This window comes from uncultured Kluyvera sp. (assembly GCF_902485085.1).
Classification (GTDB): domain Bacteria; phylum Pseudomonadota; class Gammaproteobacteria; order Enterobacterales; family Enterobacteriaceae; genus Kluyvera; species Kluyvera ascorbata.
The window spans coordinates 19,705-35,276 of the sequence record NZ_CABTJS010000076.1 but is presented as its reverse complement, the minus strand read 5'-3'; the positions used below and the strand labels follow the sequence as shown (position 1 = coordinate 35,276).

Here is a 15,572-nt window from a genome sequence, read left to right as displayed (position 1 = left end):
ATCTCCCCTGTGCTATCATTCGCACCTTTGGAGCGCCAGAAATCTCCGGCGCGCATCTCTACCGCTGTCCACTTTCGGCGGAATAACAAGCATTTGTGGTGACAGATGAATAGTGGTTATCTGCGTTTCCCGGACTTTGATCCGGTAATTTTCTCCATCGGACCGGTTTCCCTGCATTGGTACGGCATGATGTACCTTGTGGGCTTTATCTTTGCCATGTGGCTGGCGACGCGTCGAGCGAACCGCCCAAACAGCGGCTGGACCAAAAACGAAGTTGAAAACCTGCTGTACGCGGGCTTCCTCGGGGTGTTCCTCGGCGGGCGCATCGGCTACGTCATGTTCTACAACCTCGACTCCTTCCTGCATGATCCGCTGTATCTGTTCCGCGTCTGGGACGGTGGGATGTCCTTCCACGGCGGCCTGATTGGCGTGATCGTGGTGATGATTATCTTCGCCAAACGCACCAAGCGTACCTTCTTCCAGGTGTCTGACTTTATTGCGCCGCTGATCCCGTTTGGTCTTGGCTGCGGACGTCTGGGGAACTTTATCAACGGCGAACTGTGGGGCCGCGTCGACCCGAGCTTCCACTACACCATGCTGTTCCCGGGCTCTCGTGCGGAAGACCTGGCGCTGCTGCCGTCTCACCCTGAATGGCAAACGCTGTTTGATACCTACGGCTCGCTGCCGCGTCATGCGTCCCAGCTGTACGAACTGGCGCTGGAAGGCGTGGTGCTGTTCCTGATCCTGAACTTCTTTATCCGTAAACCACGCCCGGCGGGCTCGGTCTCCGGCCTGTTCCTGATTGGTTACGGCCTGTTCCGCATCATCTCTGAATTCTTCCGCCAGCCGGATGCGCAGTTCACCGGTGAATGGGTGCAGTACATCAGCATGGGGCAGATTCTTTCGATTCCGATGGTGCTTGCGGGTATCATTATGATGGTCTGGGCGTTTCGCCGTCCGCAGAAACAGATCTCCTGAGGAAGCATGAAACAGTATCTTGAACTGATGCAGAAGGTGCTCGATGAGGGCACCCAGAAAAATGACCGTACCGGCACCGGCACCGTCTCCATTTTTGGCCACCAGATGCGCTTTAACCTGCAAGAAGGTTTCCCGCTGGTGACCACCAAGCGCTGCCACCTGCGCTCCATCATCCACGAACTGCTGTGGTTCCTGCAGGGCGACACCAACGTCGCCTACCTGCACGAAAACAACGTCAGCATCTGGGATGAATGGGCCGACGAGAACGGCAACCTGGGCCCGGTGTATGGTAAACAATGGCGCGCCTGGCCGACGCCGGATGGCCGCCATATCGACCAGATCACCACCGTGATGAACCAGCTGAAAAATGACCCGGACTCGCGCCGCATCATCGTTTCTGCGTGGAACGTCGGTGAACTGGACAAAATGGCGCTGGCACCATGCCACGCGTTCTTCCAGTTCTACGTGGCTGACGGTAAGCTTTCCTGCCAGCTCTATCAGCGCTCCTGCGACGTGTTCCTTGGCCTGCCGTTCAACATCGCCAGCTATGCGCTGCTGGTACATATGATGGCGCAGCAGTGCGACCTGGAAGTGGGTGATTTTGTCTGGACCGGCGGGGATACCCACCTGTACAGCAACCACATGGAACAGACCGCGCTACAGCTGACTCGCGAACCGCGCGCGCTGCCGAAGCTGGTGATTAAACGCAAGCCGGAGTCTATCTTTGACTACCGCTTTGATGACTTCGAAATCGAAGGCTACGACCCGCACCCGGGTATCAAAGCGCCGGTGGCGATTTAACCTCACGGCAATGAATAACCGGCGCATTTGCGCCGGTTTTTTTATGTGCGTTCGTCAGCATTCCTGATGCTGAAAACGTCGCGTTTTGCGAAGCGCTGTCCACAGTTATCTTCGCGTTGCAGCAAACCGCTATTTTCCCCTGAAGACGACTCGTAAAAACTAAATCCCAGCCTCGTGCCTTATTGAAGCGCGCACCATACTGCCCGCCATGAACAGAGAAAGAGAACGAGGCTACACCCTCATTGAGACCCTGGTTGCGCTGACGCTGGTGCTTATTCTTAGCGCCTCCGGCCTTTACGGCTGGCGAAGCTGGCAACAGTCACAGCGCCTATGGCAAACCGCCAGCGAACTACGCGACTACCTGACAGCAATGCGTAGCGATGCCAACTGGCGTAACCACGATCGTCGATTTCGGGTTAATCGTAGTCCCGTGGCGTGGTGTCTGGTGGCAGATGATACGGTTCTGGACGGCTGTCCTGCGGGAAATCCTGCGGTCTATCGTTCGCAATGGGCCGAAGTTGGGTTAACGAAAATCACGCCGAATCTGGCTTTCTTTGGCCTGCGTAATACGGCATGGGCTGGCAGCATTACGCTGGAAAGTGAGGCGGGAAGCTGGACGATGGTTATCTCGAGCTGGGGACGGGTACGTATGTGTGAGGGGAGAACATGCTGATGCGCGGCTTTTCACTGCTGGAAGTGCTGATTGCGATGGCTATCAGCAGTATTTTATTACTGGGGGCTTCCCGATTTTTGCCCGCATTACAGCGCGGCATATTCCAGCAGATGCGGCAGCAAGCGCTCGAAGACGATCTCTGGCAGAGCGCCTTCACCATAGCCAAGCATTTACAGCGAGCAGGCTACTGTGGTGGCGACGGTTGTTCAGGACAGGCGCTGCAAATCGCGCAACAAGGAGAGTGCGTCATTGCGCGCTGGGATGGTAACAGCAACGGCGTCTGGGAAACTACGCCGGCAGATAATGCCGATACGATAGGTTTTCGCTTGACCTCCGGCGTGCTGGAAACGCTGCGCGGGGTGAATACCTGCAATGATAAAGGCTGGAACAAAATGACCGACCCGAAAACGGCGACCGTTACGGCGTTTCAGGTGACGCGTCATGCGAATGCAGGCTTCTCACCGGAGCTGTTTGTTACGCTGTCTGCGATGGCCACGGGCAACATCGCGGCTAGCGTGCAGTACGGCGTGACGGGATATAACCAGTGAACCGTGAACTCGGCGTTTCGTCACTGGCGATGGTGCTCATGCTGCTGGTCTTAGGAAGCCTGATGCTACAGGGGTTAAATCAGGCGCAGCGCCAACAGACGCAGAAAGTGAGCAACGAAAGTCGCTTAATTCAACGTACTGCGAAGGTTCACTCCGCTCTTCAGTGGGGGAAGGTTCACTCCGCTCTTCAGTGGGGGAAGGTTCAGCGCTGGGCGGCAGAAGCCGGGGCGCAATGCCTGGTTTATGAATCCGACAGCCGGGTCTGCCTGCGGCGTTTTAGCGACGGCACGCTGCTGCTGATAGCAAAAAATGGCGCGCTCAGCCTCTGGCAGTCGGGCTCGTGGGCAGGCGGAAACCTCCATTTTTCACCACATGGCTGGAGTGATTTTTGCCCTTTAAAGGAGGCCTCGTTATGCCAGATACCCTGAAAGCCAGAGGCTTTAGCCTGCCGGAAGTCGTGCTAGCGATGTTTCTGATGGTGAGCGTAGTGACGGCGCTTGGCGGCTATTATCGCGTGCTGGCAACCAGCAGCGTGACGCTTAATCAGTACCGCCAGATGTGGCGCTACGCCTGGTTGCAAACGCAGCAGCAGACGCAAGCGGTTCCCGACGGCTGGACGAGTGAGCGGGGGCAGACATCGTCACAACGTTGTGTCAGCATCAGTGCTACTATTACCACCCCCATGGGCAGGCAGGGGCGTATGTCTCGTCTGCATTGCCCGGTCAGTCAGTAGTCAGGAGCGATTATGTTAAGGGTCTATCATTCCAACCGTCTGGATGTGCTGGAAGCATTGATGGAGTTCATCGTTGAACAGGACCGGCTGGCGGACCCTTTCGAGCCTGAAATGATTCTGGTGCAGAGTACCGGGATGGCGCAGTGGCTGCAGATGACGCTATCACAGCGTTTTGGCATTGCCGCGAATATCGATTTCCCACTGCCTGCCAGTTTTATCTGGGACATGTTTACCCGCGTTCTGCCTGAAATCCCCGCCGAGAGCGCCTTTAACAAGCAGAGCATGAGCTGGAAGCTAATGACCCTGTTGCCGGGCATGCTGGATGACGAGGCCTTTATCCCGCTGCGCCACTATCTCACCGACGATGCCGACAAGCGTAAGCTGTTCCAGCTAGCCTCCCGCGTAGCTGACTTATATGACCAGTATCTGGTCTATCGTCCTGAATGGCTCACGGAGTGGGAAGCTGGAAGATTAGTTGACGGCGTAGGAGAGGCGCAGGCATGGCAAGCGCCGCTGTGGAAAGCGCTGGTGGAGCATACTGCCGCGCTGGGTCAGCCGCTGTGGCATCGCGCCAACTTATATCAGCGCTTTATCGATACGCTGGAAAACTGCGACCAACCGCCTGCGGGGCTGCCGCCGCGGGTCTTTATCTGCGGAATCTCTGCGTTACCGCCGGTCTACCTGCACGCGCTGCAGGCGCTGGGCAAGCACGTCGATATTTACGTGTTGTTCACCAACCCGTGCCGCTACTACTGGGGTGATATTAAAGATCCGGCGTTTCTGGCGCGGCTGATGGCGCGGCAGCGCCGCCACTACCGGGAACAGCGTGAACTGCCGCTGTTCCAGGACGCCAGCCACGCGCCGGGACTGTTTAACGATGACGGCGAGCAGGACGTTGACAACCCGATGCTGGCCTCCTGGGGCAAGCTGGGACGCGACTACATCTACCTGTTGGCGGGGCTTGAACGCTATCAGGAACTGGATGCGTTCGTCGATATCGAACCTGACAATCTGTTGCACAACCTTCAGTACGACGTGCTGGAGCTGAAAAATTCTGCCATCGCCGGGCGCAGCGCGGAAGAGTTCGCCCATAGCGGCGACAAGCGCCCGCTGGCGCGAGATGACCGCAGTCTGACCGTTCACGTTTGCCACAGCCCGCAGCGCGAAGTCGAAGTATTGCACGACCGCCTGCTCGCCATGCTGGAGGCTGACCCGACGCTGACGCCGCGCGACATTATCGTAATGGTGGCGGATATCGACAGCTACAGCCCGTTTATTCAGGCCGTTTTTGGCAGTGCGACCGGTGAACGCTACCTGCCGTACGCTATTTCGGACCGTCGCGCCCGTCAGGCGCACCCGGCAATGCAGGCGTTTATCACTCTGCTATCGTTGCCCGATAGCCGCTTCACCAGCGAAGACGTGCTGGCGCTGCTTGATGTGCCGGTGCTGGCAGCGCGCTTTAACATTGATGAAGCGGGCCTGCTGCACCTTCGCCAATGGGTGAGCGAGTCCGGCGTACGCTGGGGGATGGACGATGACAACGTCCGCGAAATGGACCTGCCCGCCACCGGGCAGCATACCTGGCGCTTTGGTCTTACGCGTATGCTGCTGGGCTACGCGATGGAGAGCGAACAGGGCGAATGGCAGGAAGTGCTACCGTATGATGAGTCCAGTGGCCTGATTGCCGAGCTGGTCGGGTATCTGGCTTCTTTGCTGATGCAGCTAAACCGCTGGCGGCAGGTATTGACGCAGACTCGCTCGCTGGAGGAGTGGCTGCCGGTGTGTCGTGAGATGCTCAACGACTTCTTCTTGCCGGATCAGGACACAGAAGCCGCGCTGACGCTGATAGAGCAGCAGTGGCAGGCAATCATCGCCCAGGGCGTACAGTCGCAGTACGCCGGAGAGGTACCGCTGACGCTGCTGCGCGATGAACTGGCGCAGCGTCTCGATCAGGAACGTATCAGCCAGCGTTTCCTGGCGGGGCCAATCAATATTTGTACTCTGATGCCGATGCGTTCCATTCCGTTCAAAGTGGTGTGCCTGTTGGGCATGAACGACGGAATTTACCCACGTGCGCTGGCACCGCTCGGTTTTGATCTGATGAGCCAGAAGCCGCTGCGCGGCGACCGTAGCCGCCGCGACGACGACCGCTATCTGTTCCTTGAAGCGATGATGTCGGCGGAAAAATCACTCTATATCAGCTACATCGGCCGTTCTATTCAGGATAACAGCGAACGCTACCCGTCGGTGCTGGTACAGGAGCTGCTGGACTACATCGGCCAGAGCCACTGCCTTGAGGGCGACGAAGCGCTCAACTGCGATGAAAGCGAACAGCGCGTGAAGCGCCATATCATGCAGCTGCATCCGCGCATGCCGTTTGATGCCGACAACTACAAAGCCGGTGAACAGCAAAGCTATGCCCAGGAGTGGCTGGCGGCGGCGAGTCAGCAGGGCGAAGCGCATTCCAGCTTTATCCAGCCGCTGGAACCACTGACGTTAACCACACTGCCGCTAGAACAGCTTCAGCGCTTCTGGGCGCACCCGGTGCGCGCCTTTTTCCAGATGCGCCTGCAGGTGAACTTCCGCAATGAAGAGAACGATATCCCGGATACCGAACCGTTCACCCTCGAAGGGTTAACGCGTTATCAGCTTAATCAGCAGTTGCTAAACACCCTGATTGAGCAGAAGGATGCGGGGCAGATGTATCGACGCTATCGCGCGGCCGGTGAACTGCCCTACGGACCGTTTGGTGAAATTGCCTGGGAGGCCCAGCATCAGGAAATGACCGCGCTGGCTAGCCGGGTGATTGAGTATCGCCGCACGGCGCAGAGCATGGAAATTGATCTCGACTGCGACGGGGTGAATATCACCGGCTGGCTGCCTCAGGTTCAGGAAAATGGCCTGCTGCGTTGGCGTCCTTCTTTGCTTAGCGTTTCACAAGGAATGCAACTTTGGCTGGAACACCTTGTCTACTGTGCAAGTGGCGGAACGGGTGACAGCCGTCTGCTGTTGCGTAAAGATGGGGAGTGGTACTTCCCGCCGCTGGCGGCAGATGAAGCGAAAGCGTATTTGTCACAGCTGGTTGCAGGCTATCGTCAGGGAATGTGTCAACCGTTGCTGTTCCTGCCGGAGAGCGGCGGAGCATGGATAAAAGCCTGTTACGATGCCGAAAATGATGCCATCTTAGAAGACGAAGACTCGCAGCAGAAAGCCCGCAGTAAATTTTTACAGGCTTACGAAGGCAACATGGTAGTGAGTGGTGAAGGGGCTGACGTCTGGTATCAGCGCTTATGGCGTACTCTGGAACCTGCGCAATATGAAGCGATTATCGCGCAGACGACGCCGTATCTGCTGCCGGTATTCCGTTTCAACCAGTCATCGTGATTGTATAAAAATTACGCAAGTTAATGGGTTCATTTACTATGCGCAGAAGTCACGGACTGATGATTGGCAGCAGACGAAGCGGTAAGCTGAGGCTGATACTGCCCACAAGAGCATGCTGATTTTTGAAGTATCTGTTAATGGTGAGGTCCGTGAATGCCCCGCAGTATCTGGTTGAGTATTGTTGTTTTCGTCACCGCCTTTTGGGCGACCGTAGGTCAGGCAGACACCGGATGGCAACCGATTCAGGAAACCATCCGCAAAAGCGAAAAAGACACCCGTCAGTATCAAGCGATTACGCTCGACAATAAGATGGTCGTCCTGCTGGTTTCAGACCCGCAGGCGGTGAAATCGCTGTCGGCGCTGGTGGTGCCCGTCGGCTCGCTGGAAGACCCCGACTCCCATCCGGGCCTTGCGCACTTCCTCGAACACATGACGCTGATGGGCTCGAAAAACTACCCGCAGCCTGACAGCCTCGCCGAATTCTTAAAAATGCACGGCGGCAGCCACAATGCCAGTACCGCGCCGTATCGCACCGCGTTCTATCTGGAAGTCGAAAACGATGCCTTGCAGGGGGCGGTCGACCGCCTGGCCGACGCGATTGCCGCGCCGCTGCTGGAAAAAAAATACGCCGACCGCGAGCGTAACGCCGTCAACGCTGAGTTGACCATGGCGCGTACTCGTGACGGTATGCGTATGGCGCAGGTGAGTGCAGAAACCATCAACCCGGCGCACCCCGGCGCACGTTTCTCCGGCGGTAACCTCGAAACGCTGAGCGACAAACCCAATAGCCCGGTGTATGAAGCGCTGCTGGCGTTTCGCAACAAGTACTACTCCGCTAACCTGATGAAGGCGGTGATTTACAGTAACAAACCGCTGCCTGAACTGGCGCAGATTGCCGCCCAAACCTATGGTCGCGTCCCGGATAAATCCATCGAGCGCCCGGAAATTACCGTCCCGGTGGTCACTGACGCACAGAAAGGCATCATCATTCATTACGTTCCCGCGCTGCCGCGTAAGGTGCTGCGCGTTGAGTTCCGTATTGATAACAACTCCGCACAGTTCCGTAGCAAAACCGACGAACTGATTACCTACCTGATTGGTAACCGCACGCCGGGCACCTTATCCGACTGGCTGCAAAAGCAGGGGCTGGTGGAAGGTATTCGCGCGGACTCTGACCCGGTCGTCAACGGCAACAGCGGCGTGCTGGCGATTTCAGCTACCTTAACCGATAAAGGGCTGGCCCACCGCGATGAAGTGGTCTCTGCCATCTTTAGCTATCTCGATACGCTGCGTCAGAAAGGTGTTGATAAAAGCTACTTTGACGAGCTGGCGCACGTGCTGAACCTCGATTTCCGTTACCCGTCCATCACCCGCGATATGGGTTACGTAGAGTGGCTGGCGGATACCATGATTCGCGTGCCGGTAGCGCATACGCTGGACGCGGTGAACATTGCCGACCGCTACGACGCGCAGGCGGTCAAAGATCGTCTGGCGATGATGACGCCGCAAAACGCCCGTATCTGGTATATCAGCCCGAAAGAGCCGCACAACAAAGTGGCCTACTTTGTGGATGCGCCTTACCAGGTTGATAAAATTAGCGCCGATACTTTTGCCAAGTGGCAGAAGGACGCCAGCGGCATTGCGCTGAATCTGCCGCAGCTTAACCCGTACATACCGGACGACTTCACGCTGATTAAAAGCGAGAAAAAGTACACCCATCCGGAGCTGATTGTTGATGAGCAAAACCTGCGTCTGGTCTATATGCCGAGCCGCTACTTTGCCAGCGAACCTAAGGCCGATATCACGCTGATTCTGCGTAACCCCAAAGCGATGGACAGCGCCCGTAATCAGGTGATGTTTGCGCTGAATGATTACCTGGCCGGCATTGCGCTTGATCAGTTAAGTAACCAGGCCGCCGTCGGCGGGATTAGCTTCTCTACCGGTGCGAACAATGGCCTGATGCTTAATGCCAACGGTTACACTCAACGTCTGCCGCAGCTGTTTGATGCACTGCTGCAGGGCTACTTCAGCTACACGCCAACCGAAGAGCAGCTGGAACAAGCGAAATCCTGGTACCTGCAAATGATGGATTCCGCCGATAAAGGCAAAGCGTACGAACAGGCGATTATGCCGGTGCAGATGCTGTCGCAGGTGCCTTATTTCCAGCGTGAAGATCGTAAAGCGCTGCTGCCTTCCATTACGCTCAAAGAGGTGATGGACTACCGCGACCGTCTGAAAACCGGGGCGCGACCGGAGTTTATGGTTATTGGCAACCTGAGCGCCGAGCAGTCCACGACGCTTGCGCGCAACGTTCAGACCCAGCTTGGGGCCAACGGCAGCGAGTGGTGTCGCAACAAAGATGTGCTGGTGGATAAACAGCAAAACGTCATCTTCGAGAAAGCGGGCGCCAGCACCGACTCCGCGCTGGCGGCAGTGTTCGCACCACCAAACGTCGATGAGTTCTCAAGCTCAGCGGCAAGCGCCATGCTGGCGCAAATCGTCCAGCCGTGGTTCTACACACAACTGCGCACCGAAGAGCAGTTAGGCTACGCCGTCTTTGCCTTCTCGATGAACGTGGGTCGTCAGTGGGGCATGGGATTCCTGCTGCAAAGTAACGAAAAACAGCCGTCCTTCCTGTGGGAACGTTTCAAGGCTTTCTTCCCGACCGCAGAACAGAAGCTGCGCGCGATGAAGCCGGAAGAGTTTGCCCAGATCCAACAGGCAGTCATAGCCGACATGCTGCAAGCGCCGCAAACGTTGAGCGATGAAGCCTCGCAGCTGAGCAAAGATTTCGATCGCGGTAATATGGCCTTTGATTCACGTGATAAAGTAGTAGCCCAGATCAAGCTGCTGACGCCGCAAAAGCTGGCCGACTTCTTCCACCAGACGGTCGTTGACCCGCAGGGTATGACGGTGCTGTCTCAGGTCTCCGGAAGCCAGAATGGCAAAACGGACTACGCGCATCCTGAGGGCTGGAAAGTGTGGCAGAGCATTACTGAGCTGCAGCAAACCTTACCTATACGAAGAGAGAACGAATGACCGGAACCGCCGAGTCCCTTGATCCCCTGCGCTTGCCCCTGATTGGTGAGCGCCTGATTGAAGCCTCTGCGGGCACTGGAAAAACCTTCACCATAGCCGCACTCTACCTGCGGCTGTTGCTGGGGCTGGGCGGCGAGGCCGCCTATCCTCGACCCGTTAACGTCGAAGAGCTGCTGGTGGTGACCTTCACCGAAGCCGCCACCGAAGAGCTTCGCGGACGTATTCGTAGCAACATTCACGAGCTGCGCGTCTCCTGCCTGCGTAACGCCACCGACAACCCGCTCTATGCCAGCCTGCTGGCGGAAATTGACGACCTTCAACAGGCCGCCAACGTGCTGCTGCTGGCGGAGCGTCAGATGGACGATGCCGCCGTCTTTACCATTCACGGTTTCTGCCAGCGGATGTTGAGCCTGAACGCCTTTGAGTCCGGCATGCTGTTTGAACAGCAGCTGATTGAAGACGAATCCCAACTGCGTTACCAGGCCTGCGCCGACTTCTGGCGTCGTCACTGCTACCCGCTCAATCGCGAGATTGCACAGGTGATAGTCGAATCGTGGAAAGGGCCGCAAGACCTGCTCAAATCTATCGATCGCTACCTCCATGGCGAAGCGCCGGAGCTCAAGATACCGCTCGGCGAGGCCGAAACGCTGGCGTCGCGACACCAGCAGATCCTCACGCAGATAAACGACATTAAACAGCAATGGCTGGCGAGCGTGGGCGAGCTGGACTCACTGCTGGAAAACTCCGGGATCGACAGACGCAAATTCAACCGCGGCAACCAGGGTAAATGGATCGAAAAGATCAGCGTTTGGGCCCAGGAAGAGACCAAAAACTACCAGTTGCCAGATGCGCTGGAGAAATTCAGCCAGCCATTTCTTGCCGACCGCACCAAAGCGGGCGGTGAAGTGCCGACCCATCCGCTGTTCAGCGCGATTGAACGTCTGCTGGCCTCGCCGCTGACGTTGAACGATCTGGTGATCGCCCAGGCGATGAAAGAGATCCGTGAAGCGGTCGCCCGTGAGAAGCGCCGACGCGGTGAGCTGGGCTTTGACGATATGCTAAGCCGTCTCGATGAAGCGCTGGAAAGCGACAGCGGTGACGCCCTGGCCGCCGCTATTCGCCAGCGTTTTCCGGTGGCGATGATCGATGAATTCCAGGACACCGACCCGCAGCAGTACCGCATTTTCCGCCGCATCTGGCGGCAGCAGCCTGATACCGCGCTGCTGCTTATCGGTGACCCGAAGCAGGCGATTTACGCTTTCCGCGGCGCGGATATCTTTACCTATATGCGCGCGCGCAGCGACGTGGCCGCCCACTACACTCTCGACACCAACTGGCGTTCCGCGCCGGGCATGGTCGAAAGCGTCAACCGCCTGTTCGGGCTGGTTGATAACCCCTTTATGTTCCGCGATATTCCGTTCCTGCCGGTGAAATCAGCGCCTAAAAACGCTTCGCTACGTTTTGAAATTGACGGTGAAAATCAGCCGGCCATGAACCTGTGGCTGATGCCCGGTGAAGGCGTTAGCGCGGGAGATTATCAAGCCTTTATGGCCCAGCAGTGCGCGGCGCAAATTCGCGACTGGCTGACGGCGGGACAACAGGGTACCGCGCTGCTGTGGCGTGGCGATAACGCCCGGCCGGTGCAAGCGTCGGACATTACCGTGCTGGTGCGTAACCGTCAGGAAGCGTCACTGATTCGCGATGCGCTTAACGCGCTGGCGATCCCATCGGTCTACCTCTCCAACCGCGACAGCGTGTTTGAAACCCCGGAAGCGCAAGAGCTGCTGTGGGTGCTTCAGGCCGTGTTAACGCCTGAACGGGAAAACACGCTGCGCAGCGCGCTGGCAACGGCGATGTTTGGCCTGAATGCGCAGGACATTGAACGCCTCAACCAGGATGAGAACGCCTGGGATGCGCTGGTGGAGGAGTTCAGCGACTACCGGCTTATCTGGCAACGGCGCGGCGTGATGCCGATGATTCGCGCCCTGATGAGCGCACGCTCAATGGCGGAAAGCCTGCTGGCAACCCACGGCGGCGAGCGGCGCTTAACCGATATTCTGCACCTGAGCGAACTGCTTCAGGAGGCGGCGACTCAGCTTGAAAGCGAGCATGCGCTGGTGCGCTGGCTCAATCAGCAGGTCGCTGAGCCGGATACCAACGCGTCCAGCCAGCAAATGCGCCTGGAGAGCGATAAGCACCTGGTGCAAATAGTCACTATCCACAAATCGAAAGGGCTGGAGTACCCGCTGGTCTGGCTGCCGTTTATCGCCCGGTTCCGCAAAGAGAAACAGGCGTTTTACCACGACCGTGAATCCTTCAGGGCGGTGCTGGACCTCAACGAAAGCGACGAGAGCCTGGAGCTCGCGGAAGCGGAACGCCTGGCGGAAGACCTGCGTCTGCTGTATGTGGCCTTAACGCGCGCCATCTGGCATTGCAGCCTGGGCATTGCCCCGCTGACGGCACGGCGCAGCGATAAACCGACCGATACCGAATTACACCACAGCGCGCCGGGCAGGCTGCTGCAAAAAGGCGAAGTGCTGGATGCCGCTGGCCTGAACGCCTGCCTCCACGCGCTGCGCGACGAACATATATCCTTAACGCTGGCCACCGCGCCGGACGACGCTCGCTGGCAGGCGACGCAACCCGAGATGCCGGAGCTGGCGGCGCGTCAGGTGTTGCGCCGCGTGGTTGATGACTGGCGGGTCACCAGCTACTCCGGCCTACAGCAGCGCGGACACAGCGTGGCGCAGGACCTGCTGCCGCGTATCGATATTGACGCCTCGGGCATCGCGGACGCTCCAGTTGAGCCGGAGATGACGCCGCACCACTTCCCCCGCGGCGCGTCGCCGGGGACATTCCTGCACAGCCTGTTTGAAGACCTCGACTTCACCCAGCCTATCTCACCCGAGTGGATGCGTGAAAAGCTGCAAAACAACGGCTTTGATGAAGTCTGGGAACCGGTGCTGACCCGCTGGATTACCCAGGTGCTGGCCGCGCCGCTGGGGGATACCGGCGTTGCGCTTAACCAGCTTAGCGCGCGACAAAAGCAGGTGGAGATGGAGTTTTATCTGCCGATTTCCCAGACGCTGGACGCGCGCGCGCTGGACGCCGTGACCCGTCGCTATGATCCGCTGTCGGCGGGCTGTCCGGAGCTCGATTTCCGCCAGGTGCGCGGCATGCTGAAGGGCTTTATCGACCTCGTGTTCCGCCACGACGGACGCTATTACCTGCTGGACTACAAGTCTAACTGGCTCGGCGAGAGCGGTGAGGCCTATACCCAGGAGGCGATGGCGGAGGCAATGCGGTCACACCGCTATGATTTGCAGTATCAGCTCTACAGCCTGGCGCTGCATCGCTATCTAAGTCACCGCATTGCCGACTATGACTATGAACGCCATTTCGGCGGCGTGATTTATCTGTTCCTGCGCGGCGTGGACGGCGAAGCGGGGCAGCAGGGAATATTTGCCACCCGGCCCGACCCCGCGCTGATTATGGCAATGGACGCGCTGTTTGCCGGTGAGGAGAGCAACGTATGACGCTCGAACAACGTTTACTGGAAGCGGCCGAACTGAAGCTGCTGCGCCCGCTCGACGTGCAGTTTGCGCTGATGGTGGCGAAAGATGAGCATCCTGCCGTCATGCTGGCCGCCGCGATGCTGAGCCGCGATACCGGGGAAGGGCACGTCTGTTTGTCGCTCTCCCATCTCAGCCCATCTATGCAGCCGAAAGGCCGCGCTCGCGAGTTCTGGCAGCAGCTGTTTGCCGAAGCGAACGCGCCGCAGGAGTGGGAAACGTTATTGCTAAGCTCAGACGCCGTCAGCGGTGGGGAACGCCCGTCGCCGCTGATCCTGAGCCGTGGCAGACTGTATCTCAACCGCATGTGGCGCAACGAACTCACCGTGGCGCGCTTCTTTAGCGAAAACAACGCGCCATTTGTTGTCGATGAGGCCCAGCTTGCTGCGACGCTCAACGCGCTGTTCCCGGTAAGCGATACGATCGACTGGCAAAAAGTGGCTGCCGCCGTGGCGCTGACTCGCCGTATTTCGGTTATCTCCGGCGGCCCCGGCACCGGGAAAACCACCACCGTTGCGAAACTACTGGCGGCGCTGGTGCAGATGGCGGGGACGGATAAATGCCGTATTCGTCTGGCTGCGCCAACCGGTAAAGCGGCGGCGCGTCTCACTGAATCGCTGGGCGCGGCGCTGCGAAAACTCGATTTAAGCGACGCGCAAAAAGCCATGCTGCCCACCGATGCCAGCACATTGCACCGCCTGCTCGGCGCGCAGCCGGGCAGCCAGAAAATGCGCTACCATGCTGGAAACCCGCTGCATCTGGATGTGCTAGTGGTGGATGAAGCCTCAATGATTGACCTGCCGATGATGGCGCGGCTGATTGACGCCCTGCCGCCGCACGGGCGGGTTATCTTCCTTGGCGACCGCGACCAGCTTGCTTCGGTAGAAGCCGGTGCGGTGCTTGGCGATATCTGTAGCTGGGTGAACGCAGGCTACACCGCAGAGCGCGCGGCACAGTTAAGCCGCCTGGCGGGTGCCACGGTTCCCGCCGGTGACGGTCAAACCGCAGGATCCCTACGCGACAGCCTTTGTCTGCTGCGTACCAGCTACCGTTTTGGTAGCGACTCCGGTATCGGCCAGCTTGCCAGCGCGGTGAACCGGGGGGATAAAAAAGAGATCGACGCCGTATTTGCCCGCGGTTTTAGCGATATTGAACTGAAGCCGCAGCACTCGACGGACGACTACGCCGCGATGCTCGACGACGCGCGAGTGGGCTATGGCCCTTATCTGCAGCTTTTACGTGAACGGGCTGACCCTGAAGTTGTGCTGGCGGCGTTTGGTGAATACCAACTGCTGTGTGCGCTGCGCGAAGGGCCGTGGGGTGTCAGTGGGCTTAATCAGCAGTTTGAGCAGTTGCTTACGCGCCACCGACAGATTGTGCCGCAGCGCCACTCCCGCTGGTATGAAGGCCGCCCGGTGATGATTGCGCGAAACGACAGCGCTTTGGGGCTGTTTAACGGCGATATCGGCGTTGCGCTGGATCGCGGAGAGGGGATGCGCGTTTGGTTCCCTATGCCGGATGGCACGATTAAATCTGTGCAGCCAAGCCGTTTGCCTGAGCACGACACCGCGTGGGCGATGACGGTGCATAAATCACAGGGCTCCGAGTTCACGCACGCCGCGCTGGTGCTGCCGACGCAGATTGTCCCGGTGGTGAGTCGTGAGCTGGTCTATACGGCGATAACCCGCGCAAAAGTGCGGCTGTCGATGTATGCCGATAAAAACCTGCTCGCGCAGGCGATTGCCACGCGCACCGAACGACGCAGCGGCCTGTCGGTGATTTTTGCAGAGATGGAATAGGTTAGCACGGTGCCTCGTGTAGCCCGGGGTCAGCGCAAGCGCTTC

General features: G+C 58.3%; 10 protein-coding genes. All 10 read left to right on the top strand.

Going from position 1 to position 15,572, the window contains the following annotated elements; all coding sequences use genetic code 11:
• The first annotated feature begins 105 nt into the window (after positions 1-105).
• The 10 genes from lgt to recD all read left to right on the top strand — a co-directional run bounded on the left by lgt (position 106) and on the right by recD (position 15,527).
• Positions 106-978 carry a prolipoprotein diacylglyceryl transferase gene (gene lgt, locus RDN66_RS08695; RefSeq protein ID WP_202217240.1) on the top strand — a complete coding sequence of 291 codons (873 nt, stop codon included), beginning with the start codon at positions 106-108 and terminating at the stop codon, positions 976-978.
• A gap of 6 nt (positions 979-984) precedes the next feature.
• Positions 985-1,779, top strand: a complete 795-nt coding sequence (gene thyA / locus RDN66_RS08690) for a thymidylate synthase (protein WP_123650647.1) — start codon at positions 985-987, stop codon at positions 1,777-1,779.
• A gap of 208 nt (positions 1,780-1,987) precedes the next feature.
• Positions 1,988-2,452, top strand: a complete 465-nt coding sequence (locus RDN66_RS08685) for a prepilin peptidase-dependent protein (protein WP_202217241.1) — start codon at positions 1,988-1,990, stop codon at positions 2,450-2,452.
• A complete protein-coding gene (locus RDN66_RS08680; protein ID WP_202217242.1) occupies positions 2,446-3,000 on the top strand; it encodes a prepilin peptidase-dependent protein in 555 nt (184 codons plus the stop codon). The genes RDN66_RS08685 and RDN66_RS08680 overlap by 7 nt, the downstream gene beginning before the upstream one ends.
• A complete protein-coding gene (locus RDN66_RS08675; RefSeq protein ID WP_308537782.1) occupies positions 2,997-3,428 on the top strand; it encodes a DUF2509 family protein in 432 nt (143 codons plus the stop codon). The genes RDN66_RS08680 and RDN66_RS08675 overlap by 4 nt, the downstream gene beginning before the upstream one ends.
• A complete protein-coding gene (locus RDN66_RS08670; protein WP_202217244.1) occupies positions 3,413-3,733 on the top strand; it encodes a prepilin-type N-terminal cleavage/methylation domain-containing protein in 321 nt (106 codons plus the stop codon). The genes RDN66_RS08675 and RDN66_RS08670 overlap by 16 nt, the downstream gene beginning before the upstream one ends.
• A gap of 12 nt (positions 3,734-3,745) precedes the next feature.
• Positions 3,746-7,117 (top strand): exodeoxyribonuclease V subunit gamma, encoded by a 3,372-nt coding sequence (gene recC / locus RDN66_RS08665; RefSeq protein WP_308537781.1) that lies wholly within the window; start codon positions 3,746-3,748, stop codon positions 7,115-7,117.
• Between the two features lie 153 nt (positions 7,118-7,270).
• Entirely contained in the window at positions 7,271-10,156 is a 2,886-nt protein-coding gene (gene ptrA / locus RDN66_RS08660; protein ID WP_202217246.1) for a pitrilysin, read from the top strand.
• Complete coding sequence (recB, locus tag RDN66_RS08655) at positions 10,153-13,692, top strand: exodeoxyribonuclease V subunit beta (protein ID WP_308537780.1); 3,540 nt, start codon at positions 10,153-10,155, stop codon at positions 13,690-13,692. The genes ptrA and recB overlap by 4 nt, the downstream gene beginning before the upstream one ends.
• Positions 13,689-15,527, top strand: coding sequence for an exodeoxyribonuclease V subunit alpha (recD, locus tag RDN66_RS08650; protein ID WP_202217248.1), 1,839 nt, complete (start codon positions 13,689-13,691; stop codon positions 15,525-15,527). The genes recB and recD overlap by 4 nt, the downstream gene beginning before the upstream one ends.
• Positions 15,528-15,572 lie beyond the last annotated feature (45 nt).

Bases quoted from the DNA above. Each gene is read 5' to 3' on its own strand.
- recC (WP_308537781.1), top strand. From the start codon at position 3,746: ATGTTAAGGGTCTATCATTCCAACCGTCTGGATGTGCTGGAAGCATTG.
- thyA (WP_123650647.1), top strand. From the start codon at position 985: ATGAAACAGTATCTTGAACTGATGCAGAAGGTGCTCGATGAGGGCACC.
- lgt (WP_202217240.1), top strand. From the start codon at position 106: ATGAATAGTGGTTATCTGCGTTTCCCGGACTTTGATCCGGTAATTTTC.
- ptrA (WP_202217246.1), top strand. From the start codon at position 7,271: ATGCCCCGCAGTATCTGGTTGAGTATTGTTGTTTTCGTCACCGCCTTT.
- RDN66_RS08670 (WP_202217244.1), top strand. From the start codon at position 3,413: ATGCCAGATACCCTGAAAGCCAGAGGCTTTAGCCTGCCGGAAGTCGTG.
- RDN66_RS08680 (WP_202217242.1), top strand. From the start codon at position 2,446: ATGCTGATGCGCGGCTTTTCACTGCTGGAAGTGCTGATTGCGATGGCT.
- RDN66_RS08685 (WP_202217241.1), top strand. From the start codon at position 1,988: ATGAACAGAGAAAGAGAACGAGGCTACACCCTCATTGAGACCCTGGTT.
- recB (WP_308537780.1), top strand. From the start codon at position 10,153: ATGACCGGAACCGCCGAGTCCCTTGATCCCCTGCGCTTGCCCCTGATT.
- recD (WP_202217248.1), top strand. From the start codon at position 13,689: ATGACGCTCGAACAACGTTTACTGGAAGCGGCCGAACTGAAGCTGCTG.